Origin of the sequence: Pseudomonas sp. MIL9 (assembly GCF_016887925.1) — a bacterium.
GTDB lineage: Bacteria > Pseudomonadota > Gammaproteobacteria > Pseudomonadales > Pseudomonadaceae > Aquipseudomonas > Aquipseudomonas mohnii.
In genome coordinates this window covers 83,656-101,229 of record NZ_JAFEHE010000008.1, presented here as the reverse complement: position 1 = coordinate 101,229, position 17,574 = coordinate 83,656, and the positions used below count along the sequence as shown (strand labels likewise).

The window sequence follows — 17,574 nt, the reverse complement described above, 5'->3', positions numbered from 1 at the left end:
TGCATCACCTCGGTTCTAAGCGAACCGAGGCAGATGAATCACCTCAAACCCTGAATCGCCCCACCAGCCTCTGCAAATGCGTCCCCAACCGCGCCAGCTCAACGCTGGACGCCGCCGTTTCTTCGCTCGCCGCTGACGTCTGATCCGACACATCCCGCACGTTCAGCACGCTGCGGTTGATCTCTTCCGCCACGGCGCTCTGCTGCTCGGCAGCGGCGGCAATCTGCTGGTTCATCGCCTGGATCGCCGAGACGGTGCGGGTGATGCTTTCCAGTGAGCCGCCGGCGCGGCGGGTCAGTTCGACGCTGCTGTCGGTCAGGCAGCGGCTGTTGTCCATGATGGTCGCCACTTGCTGGGTGCCGCTCTGCAGGCCGACGATCAGTTCTTCGATCTCTTCGGTGGATTTCTGGGTGCGTTGCGCCAGGCTGCGGACTTCGTCGGCGACCACGGCAAAACCGCGCCCGGCCTCACCCGCGCGCGCCGCTTCGATCGCTGCGTTGAGCGCCAGCAGGTTGGTTTGCTGGGCCACGGACTTGATCACGTCGAGGACGCTGCCGATCTTGTCGCTTTCACGCTTGAGCTCGCCCATGGCCTCGGTGGAGTGACCCACTTCCAGGGCCAGGCGCTCGATCTGTGCGATTGCTTCAGCCACCACCTTGTCGCCTTCACGGGCCTGCTGGTCGGCAGCGACGGCGGCTTCGGAGGCTTCTTCGGCGTTGCGCGCGACTTCCTGCACCGTGGCGGTCATTTCGTTCATGGCGGTCGCCACCTGGTCGGTTTCGACTTTCTGGCTGTTGACCCCGGCGCTGGTCTGCTCGGTGACGGCCGACAACTCTTCGGCGGCGCTGGCGATTTGCGTGACACCATCACTGATGCCGCCGATCAGTTCGCGAAGGCCCAGGGTCATGCTCTGAATGGCGCGTTGCAACTGGCCCAATTCGTCCTGGCGTGTGGAGGTCAGGTTGTGGGTCAGGTCGCCGGCAGCGATGTGCTCGGCCACTTTGAGGGTCTGAGCCAGCGGGATCACGATCTGCCGGGTGATCGACCACGCGGCGAACAGGCCAAAGGCGAGCGCCAGTGCGGTGGCCAACAGCAACGTGTTCTTGGCGTGGGCGACATCGGTGTCACGCACGATCGTTTGCGAAATCGTGAGCTTCCTGCTGACGTCGATCAGGATCTGACCTTGCGCTGCCATGCGTTGGAGCGCATCGGCGCTGGCGACCTGGGCATCACGGTACTGGCTGACCGCCGCGCGGTAGGCTTTGAGGGATTCGGCGGCCTGCTGCAGATTGGCGGTGTGTTGTTCCGGCAGTGTGGATGGCAGGTTTTCGAGGTACTTCAGCGTGTTGTCAATGGCATCCAGTGCGGGCTGCTCGGCCTCGGTCTTGCCGCTGTAGGTGTAGCCGCGAACCTGGAAGCGTGCTTGCTGAAGCAGTTTGCTCAGGTTGATCACGCTGTTGAAGGCGCTGACGCTGTCGCCCTGCAGCATCGATTTTTCCACTTCGGCCACGCGAGCCGCCGCGTTGTCTGCCGTGGCGCCGAGTTTGCTGCGGGCGTCATCACGACTGGCGCCGGCCTGGATCATGGCGGCGAAGGCTTGCTTGTATTGGCCGACGGCGGTCACTTGCTGTTCGATCATGGCCGCGTCGGCGGGCTGTTCGATCAGCTTGCGGGCGGATTGCAGGCTGGTGTCGAGCTTGACCAACTGCTCGCTGACGGCGCCCGTGCCTTGTTCGCCATGCTGCATTTCATAGTTAAGGCGCGCAACGCGCAGGTCTTTGGTCAGGTCGTTGATTTCGGAAATGAATCCCAGCTTATCGCCGCGGCTTGTCACGTCGCTCAGGCCGGTCCAGCCGGTGACAGTGGTCAGCAGCGTCAGCAGCAAGACAAGACCGAAGCCAATACCCAATTTGCGATTAACGCCTACGTTTCCCAGCTTATCGGCCAGCCATGGGTACATGCTGCAACTCCCTCAAACAACATATTGATTTTGAAGGTATATCGGCGGGCGAGCCGGGTTCTGAAGGCGTCGCCCGACGGGTGGCAGATGAAAGGCCTGTGGGCGAGCCTGCTCAGGGGGGAAGTGTCTGGTTTAGAAGAGTCGTGCCAGCAGGGCGGTGACGGCGGTCTCAACCCGCAGGATGCGCTCGCCCAATTGCACCGGCTGCAAACCGGCTTTGCCGAACAAGTCGATTTCGTAAGGAATCCAGCCACCCTCCGGACCGATGGCCAGGGTCACCGGTTCGCTCAGCGCGCGCGGGCAGGGCGGGTAATGGCCCGGATGGCCGACGAGGCCAAGGGTGCCTTCGACGATGGCCGGCAGGCGATCTTCGACGAACGGCTTGAAGCGTTTCTCGATGACGACTTGCGGCAGCACGCTGTCCCGGGCCTGCTCGAGGCCGAGGATCAACTGCTCGCGAATCGCTTCAGGTTCCAGGAACGGGGTCTGCCAGAAGCTCTTCTCGACGCGATAGCTGTTGACCAGCACGATTCGTGGCACACCCATGGCCGCCACGGTCTGGAACACCCTGCGCAGCATCTTGGGCCGTGGCAGGGCCAGCACCAGGGTCAATGGCAGCTTGGCCGGCGGTGGCTGGTCGAGGGTGACGCGCAATTCCGCCTCATCGGCATCCAGGCGCAACACCTCGGCGGAACCCATCAGCCCGTCGATACGCCCGACACGCATGCTGTCGCCGACTTCGCAGCGGTGGACTTCCTGCATGTGGGTCAACCGGCGATCACGCAGGATCACCCGGTCGGCCGCGATGAAGTCGGCCGATTCAAGGAGCAGGAGGTTCACGCTTGGGTCGCTGGCGGCTGGTCGTTGTGATCGTCAGCCGGCAGATCGTCCGGATGTTCGCCGCGCTTGCTCACCAGGCTGCCAAACAGGATGCCGATTTCGAACAGCAGCCACATCGGTACGGCCAGCAGGGTCTGCGAGAAGATGTCCGGCGGCGTCAGGATCATGCCGACCACGAAGCAGCCGATGATCACGTACGGGCGGATTTTCTTCAGGTATTTGACGTCGACCACGCCGATCCAGACCAGCAGCACCACGGCCACCGGAATCTCGAACGCGACGCCGAAGGCGAAGAACAGCGTCATGACGAAGTCGAGGTAGCTGGTGATGTCGGTCATCATTTCCACGCCGGCCGGCGTGGCGGCGGCGAAGAATTTGAAGATCAGCGGGAACACCAGGTAATAGGCGAACGCCATGCCGGTGTAGAACAGCATGATGCTGGAGATCAGCAAGGGCACTGCAATGCGCTTCTCATGCTTGTACAGGCCCGGCGCGATGAAGCCCCAGATCTGGTGCAGGATCACCGGGATCGCCAGGAACAGCGACACCATCATCGTCAGTTTCAGCGGCGTCAGGAATGGCGACGACACATCGGTGGCGATCATCGTCGCGCCTGCTGGCAAATAGGCGCGCAGCGGCGTCGAGACGAAGGTATAGATCTGCTGGGTGAAGGCGAACAACCCGGCGAAGATGACGAAGATCGCCGCTACGCAGCGCAGCAGGCGGGTACGCAACTCGGTGAGGTGCGAAACCAGCGGCATGTGCTGGTCGTTTTCAGGAAGATCGCTCATGGGGCTCGCGGCGGCAGTGTGGGGTCATGAGGAGCCGGCGCGACAGGCGCGGCGGCTGGAGCAGCGGGTTCAACCGCAGGTGCCGCTACAACGGGCGCTGGCGCAGGCGTTGGCGTGGGTGCCGCGGGTGTGTGGATCGACTGCTCGCCCACATGCTCCACCGGCGTTGGCTCCTGCTGGGTCGGCGTGAAGATCTTCCGCGCCTCCTGCTCAAGCGACAGGATGTGCTCGTTGTGCAGTTGCCGACGAATTTCGTCGGCACCGATTTCACGTTCAACTTCCTGTTTGATCGCGTTGAAGCTGCGCTTCAGACGCCCGACCCACAGGCCAGCGGTGCGCGCAGCGCCCGGCAGACGCTCGGGGCCCAGCACCAGCAGGGCGACGAGGCCGACGAGCAGCAGTTCAGAGAAGCTGATACCAAACATTAGTCAGTGCTCACACGTCTTTGCGGATCGGCTCTTCGACTTTTTGCGCCTGCACGTCGATGGTGTGCGGCTGATTGACAGAGGCCTGTGGTTGAGCGGGCGGAACAGGCTGGGCCGGCGTCGCGGTCGGATCGGCCGGTTTTTCGTCGTCGTTCATGGCTTTGCGGAAGCCTTTGATCGATTCGCCGACGTCGGTGCCGAGGTTTTTAAGTTTCTTGGTGCCGAACACCAGTACCACGACAACCAGGATGACGATCCAGTGTTTCCAGTCAAAAATGCCCATGCTGCTGCTCCTCTCTAGTCGTTATTCAGGCGGACGGGCGCGAGGCTTTCTCGGCGTGTCCGGACAGACCGAAGCGACGGTCCAGTTCATCGAGTACAGCCTGTGGATGCTGCCCCAATTGGGCGAGCATGACCATGCTGTGGAACCACAAATCGGCGGTTTCGTAGATCACATCGCTGCAGTCGCCGCTGATGGCGGCGTCCTTGGCGGCAATGATGGTTTCGACCGACTCTTCGCCGACTTTTTCCAGAATCTTGTTCAAGCCCTTGTGGTACAGGCTGGCGACGTACGAGCTATCGGCAGTGGCGCCTTTGCGCTCTTCCAGCACAGCGGCCAGACGGGTCAGAGTGTCACTCATGTTTGTGTCCTGCGGAATAGATGGCATTGGGATCTTTCAGGACCGGGTCGACGGTTGTCCAGTCGCCGTTCTCGAAGACGCGATAGAAGCAGCTCTGGCGGCCGGTATGGCAGGCAATGTCGCCGATCTGTTCGACCATCAGGATGATCACGTCGGCGTCGCAGTCCAGACGCATTTCGTGCAGCGTCTGCACGTGGCCGGACTCTTCGCCCTTGCGCCACAGCTTGCCACGGGAGCGCGACCAGTAAATGGCGCGGTTCTCGGCGGCGGTCAACTCCAGTGCTTCACGGTTCATCCAGGCCATCATCAGGACGCGCCCGGTCTTGTGATCCTGGGCAATCGCCGGCACCAGGCCATCAGCGTCCCATTTGATCTCGTCCAGCCAGTTTTTCATCTTCGACTCCGACAGCGGGTCCGACACTTCATTAGTCGAACCCAAGCGTTCAAACAGTGTGCCAGTCGTTCACGCAACTGGCTATCGACGAACGACCAGATACAAGCCGACGGCCATCATGATGCCGGCCGGCCAATACGCCAACTGGTTCAACGGCCCACCGGCGGCGAGAAGGGCGCCACCGGCCAGATGCGCGGTACCGAGCAGGCGCAGGAACCAGTCGTCGCGAGGTCGATGCCAGGGTGGTGGCGGGTCGTTGGCATGGGGTTGCGACATGCGCTCGAGCAGGTCGCGGGCCATGTTGGCCAGGTGCGGGATCTGCTCGAACTGGCTCTGCACGTTGCCGAGCAAGGCTTTGGGACTGACCCGCTCGCGCATCCAGCGCTCGAGGAACGGCTGGGCGGTGTTCCACAGGTCGAGGTCCGGATACAGCTGACGACCCAGGCCCTCGATGTTCAGCAGGGTTTTTTGCAGCAGTACGAGTTGCGGCTGCACTTCCATGTTGAAGCGCCGTGCGGTCTGGAACAGGCGCATCAGCACCTGGCCGAAGGAAATATCTTTTAACGGTTTTTCGAAAATCGGCTCGCACACGGTACGGATCGCCGCTTCGAACTCGTTGAGCTTGGTTTCCGCCGGCACCCAGCCCGAATCGATGTGCAATTGCGCCACGCGACGGTAATCACGCTTGAAGAACGCGAACAGGTTGCGGGCCAGGTAATCCTGGTCTTCCGGGGTCAGGCTGCCGACGATGCCGCAGTCGATCGCAATGTACTGCGGACTCCATGGGTTCACGGTGCTGACGAAGATGTTGCCGGGGTGCATGTCGGCGTGGAAGAAGCTGTCGCGGAACACCTGGGTGAAGAAAATCTCCACGCCGCGTTCGGCCAGCATCTTCATGTCGGTGCGCTGGTCGGCCAGGGTCGCCAGATCGGTGACCTGGATGCCGTATATACGCTCCATCACCAACACTTTCGGGCGGCACCAGTCCCAATAGACCTGCGGCACGTACAGCAGCGGCGAACCTTCAAAGTTGCGCTTCAACTGACTGGCGTTGGCGGCTTCACGCAGCAGGTCGAGTTCGTCGTAGATGGTTTTTTCGTAGTCGCTGACCACGTCCACCGGGTGCAGCAGGCGCGCATCGGCCGAGAGTTTTTCGGCGGCGCGGGCGAGGATGAACAGCCACGCCAGATCCTGGGCGATCACCGGTTTCAGCCCTGGACGAATCACTTTGACCACGACTTCTTCGCCGGTTTTCAGTTGCGCGGCGTGCACCTGCGCCACCGAGGCCGAGGCCAGCGGTTCGACGTCGAAACGGCTGAAGACTTCGCTGATTTTCTTGCCCAGCTGCTCTTCGATCAGCTTGACCGACAGCTGCGAATCGAACGGCGGGACGCGGTCCTGCAGCTTCATCAGTTCATCGGCGATGTCTTCGGGCAGCAAGTCGCGGCGGGTGGACAGGATCTGTCCGAACTTGATGAAAATCGGCCCCAGGTCCTGCAGCGCCAGGCGCAGTCGCGCGCCCCGGCTCAGGTCCAGCGTCTTGCGCGGGAACCAGCGCCACGGCAGGGCGTAGCGCAGCGCCCGCAGGAACCAGGGCAGCGGCAGGGCGAACAGCAGGTCATCGAGGCGGTAGCGGATCACGACGCGCTGGATGCGCAACAAACGGCGGACGGCAAGCAGCTTCATGCGTTATCGCTTGGGTCGAGGGATCGGGAAAGGCGCTCGAAACGCGCCTCGAGACGTTCCAGATCGAGCTTGATCTGGTCCAGTTCACTGAATCGGGCTTCGGCTTCGCGCTGACCGACGAGGGTGCGCGATTCTTCGGCCAGGTATTCGCCAAGGTTCTGGCCCAGGCTGGCGAACCCTTGCTGATACCAGCGGGCGCGGCTGCGCAGGTGACCACCGACCAGTTGTGTGGCGACAGGGCCGAGCCAGCGCGAGAGTTCGTACTCCCAGTCCAGCTCCAGGTCCTGAAGGATGGCCGCCAGCTCCAGCAGTACGCCGCTGTCACCCTCGAGCTCGACCTCGGGCCCATGCAGCACCGACGTCTTGTCCTTGCTCATCGCCAGTTTCAGCAGGCTCGAGGCCGGGGCCCGCAAGGTGCAGTCGGCACCGGTTTCCCACTGGGAAGCCAGCATCAGGCCTTCGTCGCTGGGCAGGATGAACAATTGAAACGCCGGGCTGCGGCAATCGACGGCAATCACCCTGCCGCTCAAATGCGCCAGCCGCGGCAGCGCCGTGCTGTCGAGGCGCAGCACACGGTTCAGACCGAGTTCAACGCTGGCGAGCAGGCCGGCGAGCAGCATCAGGGCTTGATGCCGCGGTGCAGGGCGACGATGCCTGCGGTCATGTTGTGATAGGTCACGCGGTCGAAACCGGCCTCGACCATCATTGACTTCAGGGTTTCCTGATTCGGGTGCATGCGGATCGATTCGGCCAGGTAGCGATAGCTTTCCGAATCGTTGGTGATCAGCTTGCCCATCAGCGGCATGAAGGCGAACGAATAGGCGTCGTAGGCTTTGGACATCAGCGCGTTGGTCGGCTTGGAGAACTCCAGCACCAGCAGGCGGCCGCCTGGCTTGAGTACACGGAGCATCGAGCGCAGGGCGTCTTCCTTGTGGGTGACGTTGCGCAGGCCGAAGGCGATGGTCACGCAGTCGAAGTGGTTGTCCGGGAACGGCAGTTTTTCCGCATCGGCCTGGACGAATTCGACGTTGCCGGCCACACCCAGGTCCAGCAGGCGGTCACGACCGACCTTGAGCATGGATTCATTGATATCCGCCAGCACCACCTGACCGGTCGGGCCAACGAGGTGCGAGAACTTGCGGGTCAGGTCGCCGGTACCGCCGGCGATGTCCAGCACGCGATTGCCTGTGCGTACACCCGACAATTCGATCGCAAAACGCTTCCACAGGCGGTGCATGCCGCCCGACAGGAGGTCGTTCATCAAGTCGTACTTGGCGGCTACCGAATGGAAAACCTCAGCGACTTTTTCCGCTTTCTGGCTTTCCGGAACGTTTTTGAAGCCGAAGTGAGTGGTGGGTTCGGCATCGCTGCCTTTGCGCTGATCAGTCATATCGCTGTCACCAAAATAGAATGCGCGACATTCTAATCCCCAAGGGATGCTTTGTCTTGGCAAGGCTGAAGGTAAGATGGATCACCCTCGGGACGTTTTGCCGCATCAGTGGTCAAGATTCACCGAACAAGCATTCATAAAGCAGGAGTCATTCGATGGCCCATATTAGTGTTGAGCGTGCCCACGGCCTGGGTAAGGAAGCGGCTCGCGAGAAGGCCAACAAGCTGGCGCAGAAACTGTCCGATCAATATGGCCTGGAGCCGCAGTGGTCTGGCGACACCTTGAACCTCAAGCGCTCGGGTGTGAAAGGCGCGGTGCATGTCAGTGACGATTCGATCAAGGTCGATGTGGAACTGGGCCTGATGATGTCGGCCATGAGCGGCATGATCAAATCGGAAATCGAAAAGGCGCTGGATAAAGCCTTGGTCTGATCTCTGGTTGAAACGAAATTCCCTGTGGGAGCGAGCTTGCTCGCGATGACGGTATGTCAGTCAGCATTAATCATCGACTGATGCACCGCTATCGCGAGCAGGCTCGCTCCCACATTTGTTGACGGTGATCCCGAAGATTTATGTCAGTTGTTAGGGTGCCGTTTCTAATTTTTCTCCCTACTTTGTGCCAGAGCCCGACACTTTCACGGGCAGTTCCTCAAACCTTTTGCGCGTGAGGTGCACCATGGCCAAAGTTATTTTGAAGAAAAAAATCGACGCATCGACCACCGCCCTGAGCGACGTCAAATCCTATGCCCGCAAGATCTGGCTGGCAGGCCTGGGTGCCTACACCAAGGTTGGCCAAGAGGGCAGCGACTACTTTCAAGAGTTGATCAAGGCTGGTCAAACTGTTGAAAAGAAAGGCAAAAAAGCAGTCACTGAGAAGCTTGAAGCGGCGAATGCCGAGATCGATGAAGCCAAAGACGAAGTGCGCACTTTCAAAGGCAAGGTCGAAGTTCAACTCGACAAAGTGGAGAAGGCGTTCGACACGCGTGTCGCAAGTGCCTTGAATCGTATCGGCATTCCGTCTAAACATGACGTTGAGACACTCTCTGCCAAGCTCGATGAGCTGACGGCATTGCTCGAACGCGTCGCGCGTAAATCTTAAGGAGAACGGGATGGCTGGCAAAAAGAATACTGAAAAAGAAGGCAGCTCGTGGATCGGGAAAGTCGAAGACTACTCCCGAAAAATCTGGCTGGCGGGTTTAGGCGTGTACTCGAAGATCGACACTGACGGCAGCAAACTCTTCGATGCATTGGTTAAGGACGGCGAAAAAGCCGAGAAGCTGACCAAGAGCGCCGTTGGCAAAACTGTCGACGCCGCCAAGGACTCCGCTTCTTCGGCCAAGTCGCGCATCAGCGGCGTGAAAGATCGTGCTCTGGGCAAGTGGGACGAGCTGGAAGGCGCTTTCGACAAGCGTCTGAACAGCGCCATCTCGCGCCTGGGCGTACCGAGCCGCAACGAAGTCAAGGCACTGCACAGCAAGGTCGATACCCTGACCAAGCAGATCGAAAAGCTCACCGGTGCCAAGGTTGCGCCTGTCGCGGCGAAAACCGCGGCCGCCAAACCAGCGGCTAAACCAGCAGCCAAAACCGCTGCCAAGCCACTGGCTAAAGCGGCGGCGAAACCTGCTGCCAAGCCAGCGGCGAAAACGGCCGCTGCCAAACCCGCTGCCGCCAAACCAGCGGCCAAACCGGTTGCCGCAAAAGCCGCCGCTAAACCTGCTGCCAGGCCTGCCGCCGCCAAGCCTGCGGCGAAAACCGCAGCGGCCAAACCAGCAGCAAAACCTGCCGCTGCGAAGAAACCAGCGGTGAAAAAACCGGCCGCTCCAAAAGCTGCCGCACCAAAACCAGCAGTGGCTGCCGCAACGCCGGCAGCACCGGTCAGCTCGTCGAACTCCGCGACCGCGCCGACCCCTGCTGTAACCCCGACTGCCGCGCCGGCACCTTCGACGCCAACCAGTCAGTCCTGATTTTTTCAGGGCTCAAGAAAACGCCCGGCCTGCCAAGGCCGGGCGTTTTTGTTTGTGCAGCATTTTGAAAGCACCACAAACCTGATGTGGGAGCGAGCCCTGCTCGCGATGAGGCCATCACATTCAAAAATTTTGCCTACTGACACACCGCCATCGCGAGCAGGCTCGCTCGCACAGGGATAGGTGTGATCAGCATTAATCGTGCTCTTCCAGGTACTGCATCGCCAGGCGCTCCGTCGCCACCTTGATCGGCGGCAGCAGATGCGGCGCCACCAGCATCATGATCTGGTAGACCACCAATCGCACTTCACCTTCGCGATCGAGAATCCGCTGATAGTCCAGCGAGAACAGCAGCGTCAGGGTGATCTGTTCCACCAGTTGCCCCAGCGCCTGGGTGTCGCTGACCAATTGCCCCTGGGCTTTCAATCGCGCCAGTAACGACGCCAGCGTGCGCTTCAGTGCATTGAGCAGGTTGCGGATGCCCTTGGCCAGCTTCGGCAGGCGGCCGGCCAGGTTCGACAGGTCCTGGAACAGAAACCGGTAGTGGGCCAGGCGTTCGACGATCAGGTGCAGGAACAGCCAGTAATCTTCCGGTGCCAGTTCAACGTCCGATGGCGGATCGAGCAGCGGGGCCAGCTCATTCTGGAAGCGTTCGAACAACCCGAGAATCAGCGGCTCCTTGCCGTGGAAGTGGTAGTAGAGGTTGCCGGGGCTGATGCCCATTTCGTTGGCAACTTCCATGGTGGAGACGTTTGGTTCGCCCTTCTGATTGAACAGCTGCAGGGCACATTCGAGGATGCGGTCGCGGGTTTTCATCCAGTCTTCTTATTGATCGGGTGATGCCACGGCCGGTCGCGGCCGTGGGTCGTTGAGTGTCAGCGCACGCGCACGTAAGTACCGGGCGCCGCCTCCATGGGTGGATAGTTCTGGTTGCCGAGGGCCATCTGGGTTTCCTTTAGCGCCCCCGAACGTTCCTGAATCCAGCTCAGCCACGGGGTCCACCAACTGCCATCGACGTGCTTGGCATCGTAGTACCAGGCCCGCGGATCACTGCTCAGTTTGCCGTTCTCGACGTAGTTGGCTTTCGGGTTGTTCGGCGGGTTGAGGATGCTTTGCACGTGACCGCTGTTGGACAGCACGAAGCGGCGATCACCCCCGAGCAGCAGCGTCGAGCGATACACCGCGTCCCACGGTGTGATGTGGTCGTTGATACCGGCCACGCTGAAGCTGTCGACGGTGACCTTCTGCAAGTCGATCGGCGTGCCGCACACCTCCAGGCCGCCCGGGTGGGTGAGCGGGTTGTGCTTGAAGAAATCCAGCAGGTCGCCATGCAGCGCGGCGGGCAGGCGCGTGTTGTCGTTGTTCCAGTAGAGGATGTCGAACGCCGGGGGTTCTTTGCCCAACAGGTAGTTGTTGACGAAATAGCTCCAGATCAAGTCGTTGGGGCGCATCCAGGCAAACACCTTGGCCATGTCGCGACCGTCGAGCACGCCTTTCTGGTAGGAGCGCCGCTTGGCGGCTTCCAGGGTCTGTTCGTCGGCGAAGAGGGTTGCTGGTGAATCCAGCTGACTGTCGAGCAGGCTCACCAGATACGTCGCGCTGGAGACCCGGCGCAGTTGCCGTTTGGCTTGCAAGTGACCTTGCAACGCAGCGATGGTCAGCCCGCCGGCGCAGGCGCCCATCAGGTTGACCTCACGGGCACCGGTGATCGCCCGGCACACATTAATGGCTTCTTCAACCGCCTCGACGTAGGTCGACAGGCCCCATTCGCGGTGACGCACATCCGGGTTGCGCCAGCTGATCACGAAGGTTTGCAGGCTGTTCTTGAGGGCGAACTGGACGAAGCTGTTGTGCGGGCTCAGGTCGAAAATGTAGTACTTGTTGATCTGCGGCGGCACCACCAGCAGCGGCTTGGAATACTGCTTTTCGCTCATCGGCTTGTACTGGATCAGCTCCAGCAACTCGTTGCGAAACACCACGGCGCCGGTGGTGGTGGCGACGGTCTTGCCGACTTCGAAAGCCTGTTTGGTGACTTGCCGGGGCAGGCCGTCGTTGTGCAGCAAGTCATCCACCAGGTGACCGATCCCGCGCACCAGGCTGTTGCCGCCGGAGTTGAAGATCTCCTTGATCGCCAGTGGATTGAGCAGGCTGTTGGACGGTGACACGGCATCATTGAGCAGGGCGAAGGCGAAATGCGCGCGGGCACGATCGTCCGGGGTCATGTTGCTGTCGTCGATCCAGCTCTTGACCTGTTTTTGCCAAGCCAGGTAGGCCTGCAAACTGCGACGGTAAAACGGGTTGAGGCTCCAGGCCGGGTCGGCGAAACGGCTGTCCTGTGGATTGGTCGGGTGCAGGGTCTCACCGAGCAGCACGCGGCCCAGCTGCCCGCCCAGTTTCAGGGCGTGCCGGGCGCTGTGCACCGGGTTTCGCAGGCCATGGGCGGCAACGCTGCGCAGGGTCGAAATCAGATCCCGGCCGCGCAGGCCGGTAATCGCACTCTGTGCGTTGATGAACGCGGCGGGAGTGGGCAAAGTGTCCCGCGCTGGTTTGTCACGCATGAGTCAACACTCCTTCGTCTTCAGGCCAAAAACACACAACCGAACCAAAACACCATAGACGCTGTTTCGGGTTGTTGCGCGGCGCGGCGTCCTGCCGCCCGTCAATGAGCCGCTAGCCGTCCAATGGCGCCGGGTGCGGATGCATCACGGCGCGTTGTCGTTCTTCTTCGAGGAATTTCATGATGATCGGCGCCACCGCTTCGGCGCGGGTGATCAGAAACAGATGGCCGTCATCGATGATGTGCAGGTGGGCATTGGGAATCCGCCAGGCCAGCAGGCGCATGTTGATCAGCGGGATCAACGGATCGTCATCGCCCGCCAGTACCAGGGTCGGCTGATTGATCTTGTGCAGCCAGTGGATGCTGGTCCAGCCGAGGCCGGCAAACAGTTGCCAGTAGTAACCGAGCTTGCCTGCCGAACGCACTTTTGCCGCGTGGCTCGCGGCCAGTGTCGGGTCGCGGCGAAATGAGCCGCCGTAGATCATCGGTGCAATGCGGATCACGTGCGAGGGCTGGATGTAGCGCCTCGGACTGGCCATCATCCACAGCACTTTCGGCTTGCCCGGCACCATCACCGCGCCGGCCGCAGTGGCGGCCAGCACCAGTTTCTTGCAGCGCTCCGGATAGTCGTAGGCGAACTGTTGGGCAAGGGCGCCGCCCCAGGACACACCAATGACATTGACCTGCCCGTAATCGAGGTAGTCGAGCATGCGTGCCGTCAGTTTGGCCAGGCCCGGAAAGCGATACGGTCGATTCGGCGTCGAAGAGCCACCGACACCGGGCACGTCGAAAGCGATGACTTCCAGGTCCGGGTCCAGTGCCGCGACGAACGGAAACACCAGCTCCAGGTTGGCGCCGATGCCGTTGAAAATCAGCAAGGGCGTCAAGTGAGGCTTGCCGGGGCGTACCGCCGTGCGGAGGGTCTGGCCATCCAGGTCGACGGTACGAAATATGAACGGTTGCGGCATGCTTCTGGCCCTGTTTATGAATTCATCCCCGACCCCCTGTAGGAGCGAGCCTGCTCGCGAAGAATGTCCGGGCAACGCGGTCGTTCAGGTGCCCCGCGTCATCGTTAACGTCCATCGCGAGCGAGCTCGCTCCTACAGGAGGAGCGGGGTGTGTCAGTTACCGCTCGTGTACGTATGTGCCTGGCGCAGTCTCGCCCGCCGGATAAGCCTTGTTGCCCAGCTTCGCCGGGGCCTTTTTCAGTTCGCCCGAACGCTGGGCCTGCCAGGCCTGCCAGTGCAGCCACCAGGAGTCGGTGTGCTTGGTGGAATTCTCTTGCCACTCTTCGGCATTGGCAGCCATTTCGGTGCTGGTCATGTAACGGGATTTCGGATTGCCCGGCGGGTTCAGGATGCTCTGGATATGCCCGCTGCTGGACAGCACGAACTCGACATTGCCGCCGAACAGTTGCGCCGACTTGTAGCAGGACTTCCACGGGGTGATGTGGTCGTTGGTGCCGGCCAGGGAAAAGATGTCGGCCGTGACCTGCTTCAGGTCGATGGGCGTGCCGCACACTTCCAGTGCATTGGGGCGAATCAGCGGGTTGTTTTTGAACATCTCGATCAGGTCGCCATGGAACGCGGCGGGCAATCGGGTGGTGTCGTTGTTCCAGAACAGGATGTCGAACACCGGCGGTTCGTTGCCCAGCAGGTAGTTGTTGACCCAGTAGTTCCAGATCAGGTCGTTGGGACGCATCCACGCAAAGACTTTTGCCATGTCGCGGCCTTCCAGTACGCCGGCCTGGTAGGAGTGGCGCTTGGCGGCTTCGAGGGTCTGCTCGTCGACGAACAGGGCGACATCGCTGTCCAGTGTGGTATCGAGCACGCTGACCAGCAGGGTGAGGGCGTTGACCTTGTTCTCGCCGATTGCCGCGTAGTGGCCCAGCAGGGCGGTGCAGGTGATGCCACCGGAGCAGGCGCCGAGCATGTTCACATCTTTGCTGCCGGTGATGGCGGTGACCACGTCGACCGCTTCCTTGAGCGCCTCGATGTAGGTCGACAGACCCCATTCGCGCTGTTCCTTGGTCGGGTTGCGCCAGCTGACGATGAAGGTCTGCACATTGTTGCGCAGGCAGAACCGCGCCAGGCTCTTGTCCGGGCTCAGGTCGAAAACGTAGAACTTGTTGATCTGTGGCGGCACCACCAGCAATGGACGCTCGTGGACCTGCTCGGTAATCGGCTTGTACTGGATCAGCTCCAGCACATCGTTGCGAAAAACCACCGCACCATCGGTCACGCCGAGGCTCTTGCCGACCTCGAACGCACCCATGTTGACCTGGCTCGGCATGCCGCCGTTGTGCACGAGGTCCTTGGCCAGATGCGAAAGACCATCGAGCAGGCTCTTGCCGCCGGTTTCGAAGAAGCGTTTGACGGCCGCCGGGTTGGCCGCCGTGTTGGTCGGGGCCATGGCTTCGGTCATGAGGTTGATCACGAAGTGCCCGCGAGCGGCGTCACTGGCCGAGAGTTTGCTGTCATCGATCCAGTCGTGGAGTTCCTTGCGCCACGCCAGGTAGGTTTGCAGATAGCGTTTATAAAGGGGGTTCTGGCTCCAGGCCGGATCGGCGAAGCGACGGTCATCGCTGCTCGGTTGCAGTGTGGATTTGCCGAACAGCACGTTCTTGAGTTCAAGGCCGAAGTGCGCAACATGCCTGGCGCTGTGCACCGGTTGTTTGATGGCCTGCCTGAGCACCATTCGAGCAGAAGCCAGTAGATCCTTTCCACGCAGTCCAACGACAGGATTCAGTCCCAAGGTGTTTTCCGAGGCCTGATACTTCAAGTCATCGTTATTCTTGTTACTCATCTACGACGCTCCATTGTCCTGAGACGAGTACCCGGGGCCTGCTGTGCAGTTACACAGCCAATGCCAGGTACTACTGCTCGGGTGACCGTTAGTGCTGCATCGCTGCTTTTGTTTCGCAGAGAACACTGCAGGGAACTTGCCAGCTCCATTGGTTACCCGAGTTTAATTTTTTTCGCAAGCAGGCCAATGACTGACCTTACGGCCAAGCATTCAAACAGATGAAATTAGAAAATGCCCTCTAAAGAGCAAGAGGCTCAGGCTAGAGCATCAGCTTGACGACGGATTCGTTCGGGTCGCGGGTTTTTCCGGCGGCTTTGAGCTCGGCAAGATAATCCTCCCAGAGTGCGTCATGACGTCGCCCCAGTTCATAGAGGTATTCCCAGGTGAACAGGCCGCTGTCGTGGCCGTCGTCGAAGGTCAATTTCAGTGCGTACTGACCGGCCGGTTCTATCTTGCTCAGGCCTACGTTGATCTTGCCAAATTGCAGGATGGGTTTGCCGTGGCCCTGGACTTCGGCGGAAGGAGAGTGCACGCGAAGGAATTCGGCGGGCAGGGTGAATTCCTCGCCGGACGCATATTTGAGCGTCAGGGTTTTCGAGGCTTTGTGCAGTTTGATGTCGGTGGGGAGTTGGGTCATGACCTGAGTTCCGTTAGGGGTGGAACCCTGTAGGAGCGAGCTGGCTCGCGATGGACGTTAACGATAACGCGTGTTGTCTGAACAAACGCGTCGCTCTCGGGTTCATCGCGAGCCAGCTCGCTCCTACAAGTGTTGCTTACAGGATATAACGGGACAGGTCTTCGTTCTGCGCCAATTCGCCGAGGTGGCTGTTGACGTAGTCGGCGTCGATCTGGATCGCCTTGTCGTCATGGGCACTGGCCAGGTCGCCGGCGCTGAACGACACTTCTTCAAGCAGGCGCTCAAGCAGTGTGTGCAGACGACGGGCACCGATGTTTTCGGTTTTTTCGTTGACCTGCCAGGCGATTTCCGCGATGCGTTTGATGCCGCTTGGCTGGAACTCGATGGTCAGGCCTTCGGTTTTCAGCAGTGCACAGTATTGCTCGGTGAGCGAAGCGTGCGGTTCGCTGAGGATGCGTTCGAAGTCTTCCGGCGACAGCGCCTTCAGTTCGACACGAATCGGCAGACGACCTTGCAGCTCAGGCACCAGATCGCTCGGCTTGCTCAGGTGGAAAGCGCCCGAGGCGATGAACAGGATGTGGTCGGTCTTGACCATGCCCAGTTTGGTGTTGACGGTGCAGCCTTCGATCAGCGGCAGCAAGTCGCGTTGCACACCCTCGCGGGACACATCGGCGCCGCCGACATTGCCGCGCTTGGCGACCTTGTCGATTTCGTCGATGAACACGATGCCGTGCTGCTCGACCGCTTCCAGTGCCTTGGCCTTCAACTCTTCATCGTTGACCAGACGACTGGCTTCTTCGTCGCGCACCAGTTTCAGCGCTTCCTTGACCTTGAGCTTGCGGCTCTTGCGTTTGCCTTTGCCCATGTTGGCGAACAGGCTCTGCAGCTGGTTGGTCATTTCTTCCATGCCCGGTGGCGCGGAAATGTCGACGCCGGCCATTTCGGCGACTTCGATTTCGATCTCCTTGTCATCCAGCTGGCCTTCGCGCAGGCGCTTGCGGAACAGCTGACGGGTGTTGGAATCCGAGGTCGGGGCATCGTCGTTGCTGAAGCCCATGCGCGGCGGCGGCAGCAGCGCGTCGAGGATGCGCTCTTCAGCGGCGTCTTCGGCGCGGTGGCGAACCTTGATGATTTCCTGTTCGCGCAGCAGCTTGATCGCCGCATCGGCCAGGTCACGAATGATCGATTCGACGTCGCGGCCGACGTAGCCGACTTCAGTGAACTTGGTGGCTTCGACCTTGATGAACGGTGCGTTGGCCAGTTTGGCCAGGCGACGGGCGATTTCGGTTTTACCGACACCGGTCGGGCCGATCATCAGAATGTTTTTCGGGGTGACTTCAACGCGCAGCTCTTCGGGCAGCTGCATCCGGCGCCAGCGATTGCGCAGGGCAATGGCGACGGCGCGCTTGGCATCGTCCTGGCCGATGATATGGCGATTGAGTTCGTGGACGATTTCACGGGGAGTCATGGACATAGTATTTGGCG

Annotated in this window: 19 protein-coding genes; 3 read left to right on the top strand and 16 right to left on the bottom strand. The window is 60.7% G+C overall.

The window, feature by feature from the left end; translation table 11 throughout:
* Window positions 1–43: 43 nt before the first annotated feature.
* The 10 genes from JQF37_RS10735 to ubiE form a co-directional block, all read right to left on the bottom strand.
* Window positions 44–1,960 carry a methyl-accepting chemotaxis protein gene (locus tag JQF37_RS10735; RefSeq protein ID WP_130207321.1) on the bottom strand — a complete coding sequence of 639 codons (1,917 nt, stop codon included), beginning with the start codon at window positions 1,958–1,960 and terminating at the stop codon, window positions 44–46.
* Window positions 1,961–2,092: 132 nt separating this feature from the next.
* Window positions 2,093–2,800, bottom strand: coding sequence for a 16S rRNA (uracil(1498)-N(3))-methyltransferase (locus tag JQF37_RS10730; protein WP_047536419.1), 708 nt, complete (start codon window positions 2,798–2,800; stop codon window positions 2,093–2,095).
* Complete coding sequence (tatC, locus tag JQF37_RS10725; protein ID WP_130207319.1) at window positions 2,797–3,591, bottom strand: twin-arginine translocase subunit TatC; 795 nt, start codon at window positions 3,589–3,591, stop codon at window positions 2,797–2,799. The genes JQF37_RS10730 and tatC overlap by 4 nt, the downstream gene beginning before the upstream one ends.
* A complete protein-coding gene (tatB, locus tag JQF37_RS10720) occupies window positions 3,588–4,016 on the bottom strand; it encodes a Sec-independent protein translocase protein TatB (protein WP_130207317.1) in 429 nt (142 codons plus the stop codon). Before tatB ends, tatC begins: the two co-directional genes overlap by 4 nt.
* 10 nt (window positions 4,017–4,026) lie before the next feature.
* Window positions 4,027–4,299, bottom strand: coding sequence for a twin-arginine translocase TatA/TatE family subunit (locus tag JQF37_RS10715; RefSeq protein ID WP_103404461.1), 273 nt, complete (start codon window positions 4,297–4,299; stop codon window positions 4,027–4,029).
* A gap of 25 nt (window positions 4,300–4,324) precedes the next feature.
* Window positions 4,325–4,657, bottom strand: coding sequence for a phosphoribosyl-ATP diphosphatase (locus tag JQF37_RS10710; protein WP_047536426.1), 333 nt, complete (start codon window positions 4,655–4,657; stop codon window positions 4,325–4,327).
* Window positions 4,650–5,051 (bottom strand): phosphoribosyl-AMP cyclohydrolase, encoded by a 402-nt coding sequence (hisI, locus tag JQF37_RS10705; RefSeq protein WP_130207315.1) that lies wholly within the window; start codon window positions 5,049–5,051, stop codon window positions 4,650–4,652. The genes JQF37_RS10710 and hisI overlap by 8 nt, the downstream gene beginning before the upstream one ends.
* Before the next feature lie 81 nt (window positions 5,052–5,132).
* Window positions 5,133–6,737, bottom strand: coding sequence for a ubiquinone biosynthesis regulatory protein kinase UbiB (ubiB, locus tag JQF37_RS10700; protein WP_130207313.1), 1,605 nt, complete (start codon window positions 6,735–6,737; stop codon window positions 5,133–5,135).
* A complete protein-coding gene (locus JQF37_RS10695) occupies window positions 6,734–7,357 on the bottom strand; it encodes an SCP2 domain-containing protein (RefSeq protein WP_130207311.1) in 624 nt (207 codons plus the stop codon). Before JQF37_RS10695 ends, ubiB begins: the two co-directional genes overlap by 4 nt.
* Entirely contained in the window at window positions 7,357–8,127 is a 771-nt protein-coding gene (gene ubiE / locus JQF37_RS10690) for a bifunctional demethylmenaquinone methyltransferase/2-methoxy-6-polyprenyl-1,4-benzoquinol methylase UbiE (protein ID WP_007989286.1), read from the bottom strand. Before ubiE ends, JQF37_RS10695 begins: the two co-directional genes overlap by 1 nt.
* A gap of 155 nt (window positions 8,128–8,282) precedes the next feature.
* Here ubiE and JQF37_RS10685 point away from each other — a divergent pair, with 155 nt between their 5' ends.
* The 3 genes from JQF37_RS10685 to JQF37_RS10675 all read left to right on the top strand — a co-directional run bounded on the left by JQF37_RS10685 (window position 8,283) and on the right by JQF37_RS10675 (window position 10,090).
* The gene (locus JQF37_RS10685) at window positions 8,283–8,558 is read left to right on the top strand and encodes a polyhydroxyalkanoic acid system family protein (protein WP_130207309.1); all 276 of its coding nucleotides are present in this window, start codon (window positions 8,283–8,285) and stop codon (window positions 8,556–8,558) included.
* Window positions 8,559–8,802: 244 nt separating this feature from the next.
* A complete protein-coding gene (locus JQF37_RS10680) occupies window positions 8,803–9,225 on the top strand; it encodes a phasin family protein (protein ID WP_090465668.1) in 423 nt (140 codons plus the stop codon).
* A 10-nt stretch (window positions 9,226–9,235) separates the two neighbouring features.
* Window positions 9,236–10,090, top strand: a complete 855-nt coding sequence (locus JQF37_RS10675; protein ID WP_130207307.1) for a phasin family protein — start codon at window positions 9,236–9,238, stop codon at window positions 10,088–10,090.
* Between the two features lie 195 nt (window positions 10,091–10,285).
* Here the strand turns inward: JQF37_RS10675 and JQF37_RS10670 are convergent, their stop codons facing one another.
* The 6 genes from JQF37_RS10670 to hslU all read right to left on the bottom strand — a co-directional run bounded on the left by JQF37_RS10670 (window position 10,286) and on the right by hslU (window position 17,563).
* Window positions 10,286–10,906 carry a TetR/AcrR family transcriptional regulator gene (locus JQF37_RS10670; RefSeq protein WP_130207305.1) on the bottom strand — a complete coding sequence of 207 codons (621 nt, stop codon included), beginning with the start codon at window positions 10,904–10,906 and terminating at the stop codon, window positions 10,286–10,288.
* 59 nt (window positions 10,907–10,965) lie between these two features.
* Window positions 10,966–12,648: a class II poly(R)-hydroxyalkanoic acid synthase gene (gene phaC, locus JQF37_RS10665; RefSeq protein WP_130207303.1), complete on the bottom strand. Its 1,683-nt coding sequence runs from the start codon at window positions 12,646–12,648 to the stop codon at window positions 10,966–10,968.
* Window positions 12,649–12,760: 112 nt separating this feature from the next.
* Complete coding sequence (gene phaZ, locus JQF37_RS10660; protein ID WP_130207301.1) at window positions 12,761–13,615, bottom strand: poly(3-hydroxyalkanoate) depolymerase; 855 nt, start codon at window positions 13,613–13,615, stop codon at window positions 12,761–12,763.
* A 157-nt stretch (window positions 13,616–13,772) separates the two neighbouring features.
* Window positions 13,773–15,452, bottom strand: coding sequence for a class II poly(R)-hydroxyalkanoic acid synthase (gene phaC / locus JQF37_RS10655; RefSeq protein WP_130207299.1), 1,680 nt, complete (start codon window positions 15,450–15,452; stop codon window positions 13,773–13,775).
* Between the two features lie 259 nt (window positions 15,453–15,711).
* Complete coding sequence (locus JQF37_RS10650; RefSeq protein WP_130207297.1) at window positions 15,712–16,089, bottom strand: DUF971 domain-containing protein; 378 nt, start codon at window positions 16,087–16,089, stop codon at window positions 15,712–15,714.
* A gap of 136 nt (window positions 16,090–16,225) precedes the next feature.
* Window positions 16,226–17,563: an ATP-dependent protease ATPase subunit HslU gene (gene hslU, locus JQF37_RS10645; RefSeq protein WP_130207295.1), complete on the bottom strand. Its 1,338-nt coding sequence runs from the start codon at window positions 17,561–17,563 to the stop codon at window positions 16,226–16,228.
* Window positions 17,564–17,574: the final 11 nt, after the last annotated feature.

Coding starts and splice junctions, on each gene's coding strand:
- JQF37_RS10735 (WP_130207321.1), bottom strand. CDS start 1,960: ATGTACCCATGGCTGGCCGATAAGCTGGGAAACGTAGGCGTTAATCGC.
- tatC (WP_130207319.1), bottom strand. CDS start 3,591: ATGAGCGATCTTCCTGAAAACGACCAGCACATGCCGCTGGTTTCGCAC.
- tatB (WP_130207317.1), bottom strand. CDS start 4,016: ATGTTTGGTATCAGCTTCTCTGAACTGCTGCTCGTCGGCCTCGTCGCC.
- JQF37_RS10715 (WP_103404461.1), bottom strand. CDS start 4,299: ATGGGCATTTTTGACTGGAAACACTGGATCGTCATCCTGGTTGTCGTG.
- JQF37_RS10710 (WP_047536426.1), bottom strand. CDS start 4,657: ATGAGTGACACTCTGACCCGTCTGGCCGCTGTGCTGGAAGAGCGCAAA.
- hisI (WP_130207315.1), bottom strand. CDS start 5,051: ATGAAAAACTGGCTGGACGAGATCAAATGGGACGCTGATGGCCTGGTG.
- ubiB (WP_130207313.1), bottom strand. CDS start 6,737: ATGAAGCTGCTTGCCGTCCGCCGTTTGTTGCGCATCCAGCGCGTCGTG.
- JQF37_RS10695 (WP_130207311.1), bottom strand. CDS start 7,357: ATGCTGCTCGCCGGCCTGCTCGCCAGCGTTGAACTCGGTCTGAACCGT.
- ubiE (WP_007989286.1), bottom strand. CDS start 8,127: ATGACTGATCAGCGCAAAGGCAGCGATGCCGAACCCACCACTCACTTC.
- JQF37_RS10685 (WP_130207309.1), top strand. CDS start 8,283: ATGGCCCATATTAGTGTTGAGCGTGCCCACGGCCTGGGTAAGGAAGCG.
- JQF37_RS10680 (WP_090465668.1), top strand. CDS start 8,803: ATGGCCAAAGTTATTTTGAAGAAAAAAATCGACGCATCGACCACCGCC.
- JQF37_RS10675 (WP_130207307.1), top strand. CDS start 9,236: ATGGCTGGCAAAAAGAATACTGAAAAAGAAGGCAGCTCGTGGATCGGG.
- JQF37_RS10670 (WP_130207305.1), bottom strand. CDS start 10,906: ATGAAAACCCGCGACCGCATCCTCGAATGTGCCCTGCAGCTGTTCAAT.
- phaC (WP_130207303.1), bottom strand. CDS start 12,648: ATGCGTGACAAACCAGCGCGGGACACTTTGCCCACTCCCGCCGCGTTC.
- phaZ (WP_130207301.1), bottom strand. CDS start 13,615: ATGCCGCAACCGTTCATATTTCGTACCGTCGACCTGGATGGCCAGACC.
- phaC (WP_130207299.1), bottom strand. CDS start 15,452: ATGAGTAACAAGAATAACGATGACTTGAAGTATCAGGCCTCGGAAAAC.
- JQF37_RS10650 (WP_130207297.1), bottom strand. CDS start 16,089: ATGACCCAACTCCCCACCGACATCAAACTGCACAAAGCCTCGAAAACC.
- hslU (WP_130207295.1), bottom strand. CDS start 17,563: ATGTCCATGACTCCCCGTGAAATCGTCCACGAACTCAATCGCCATATC.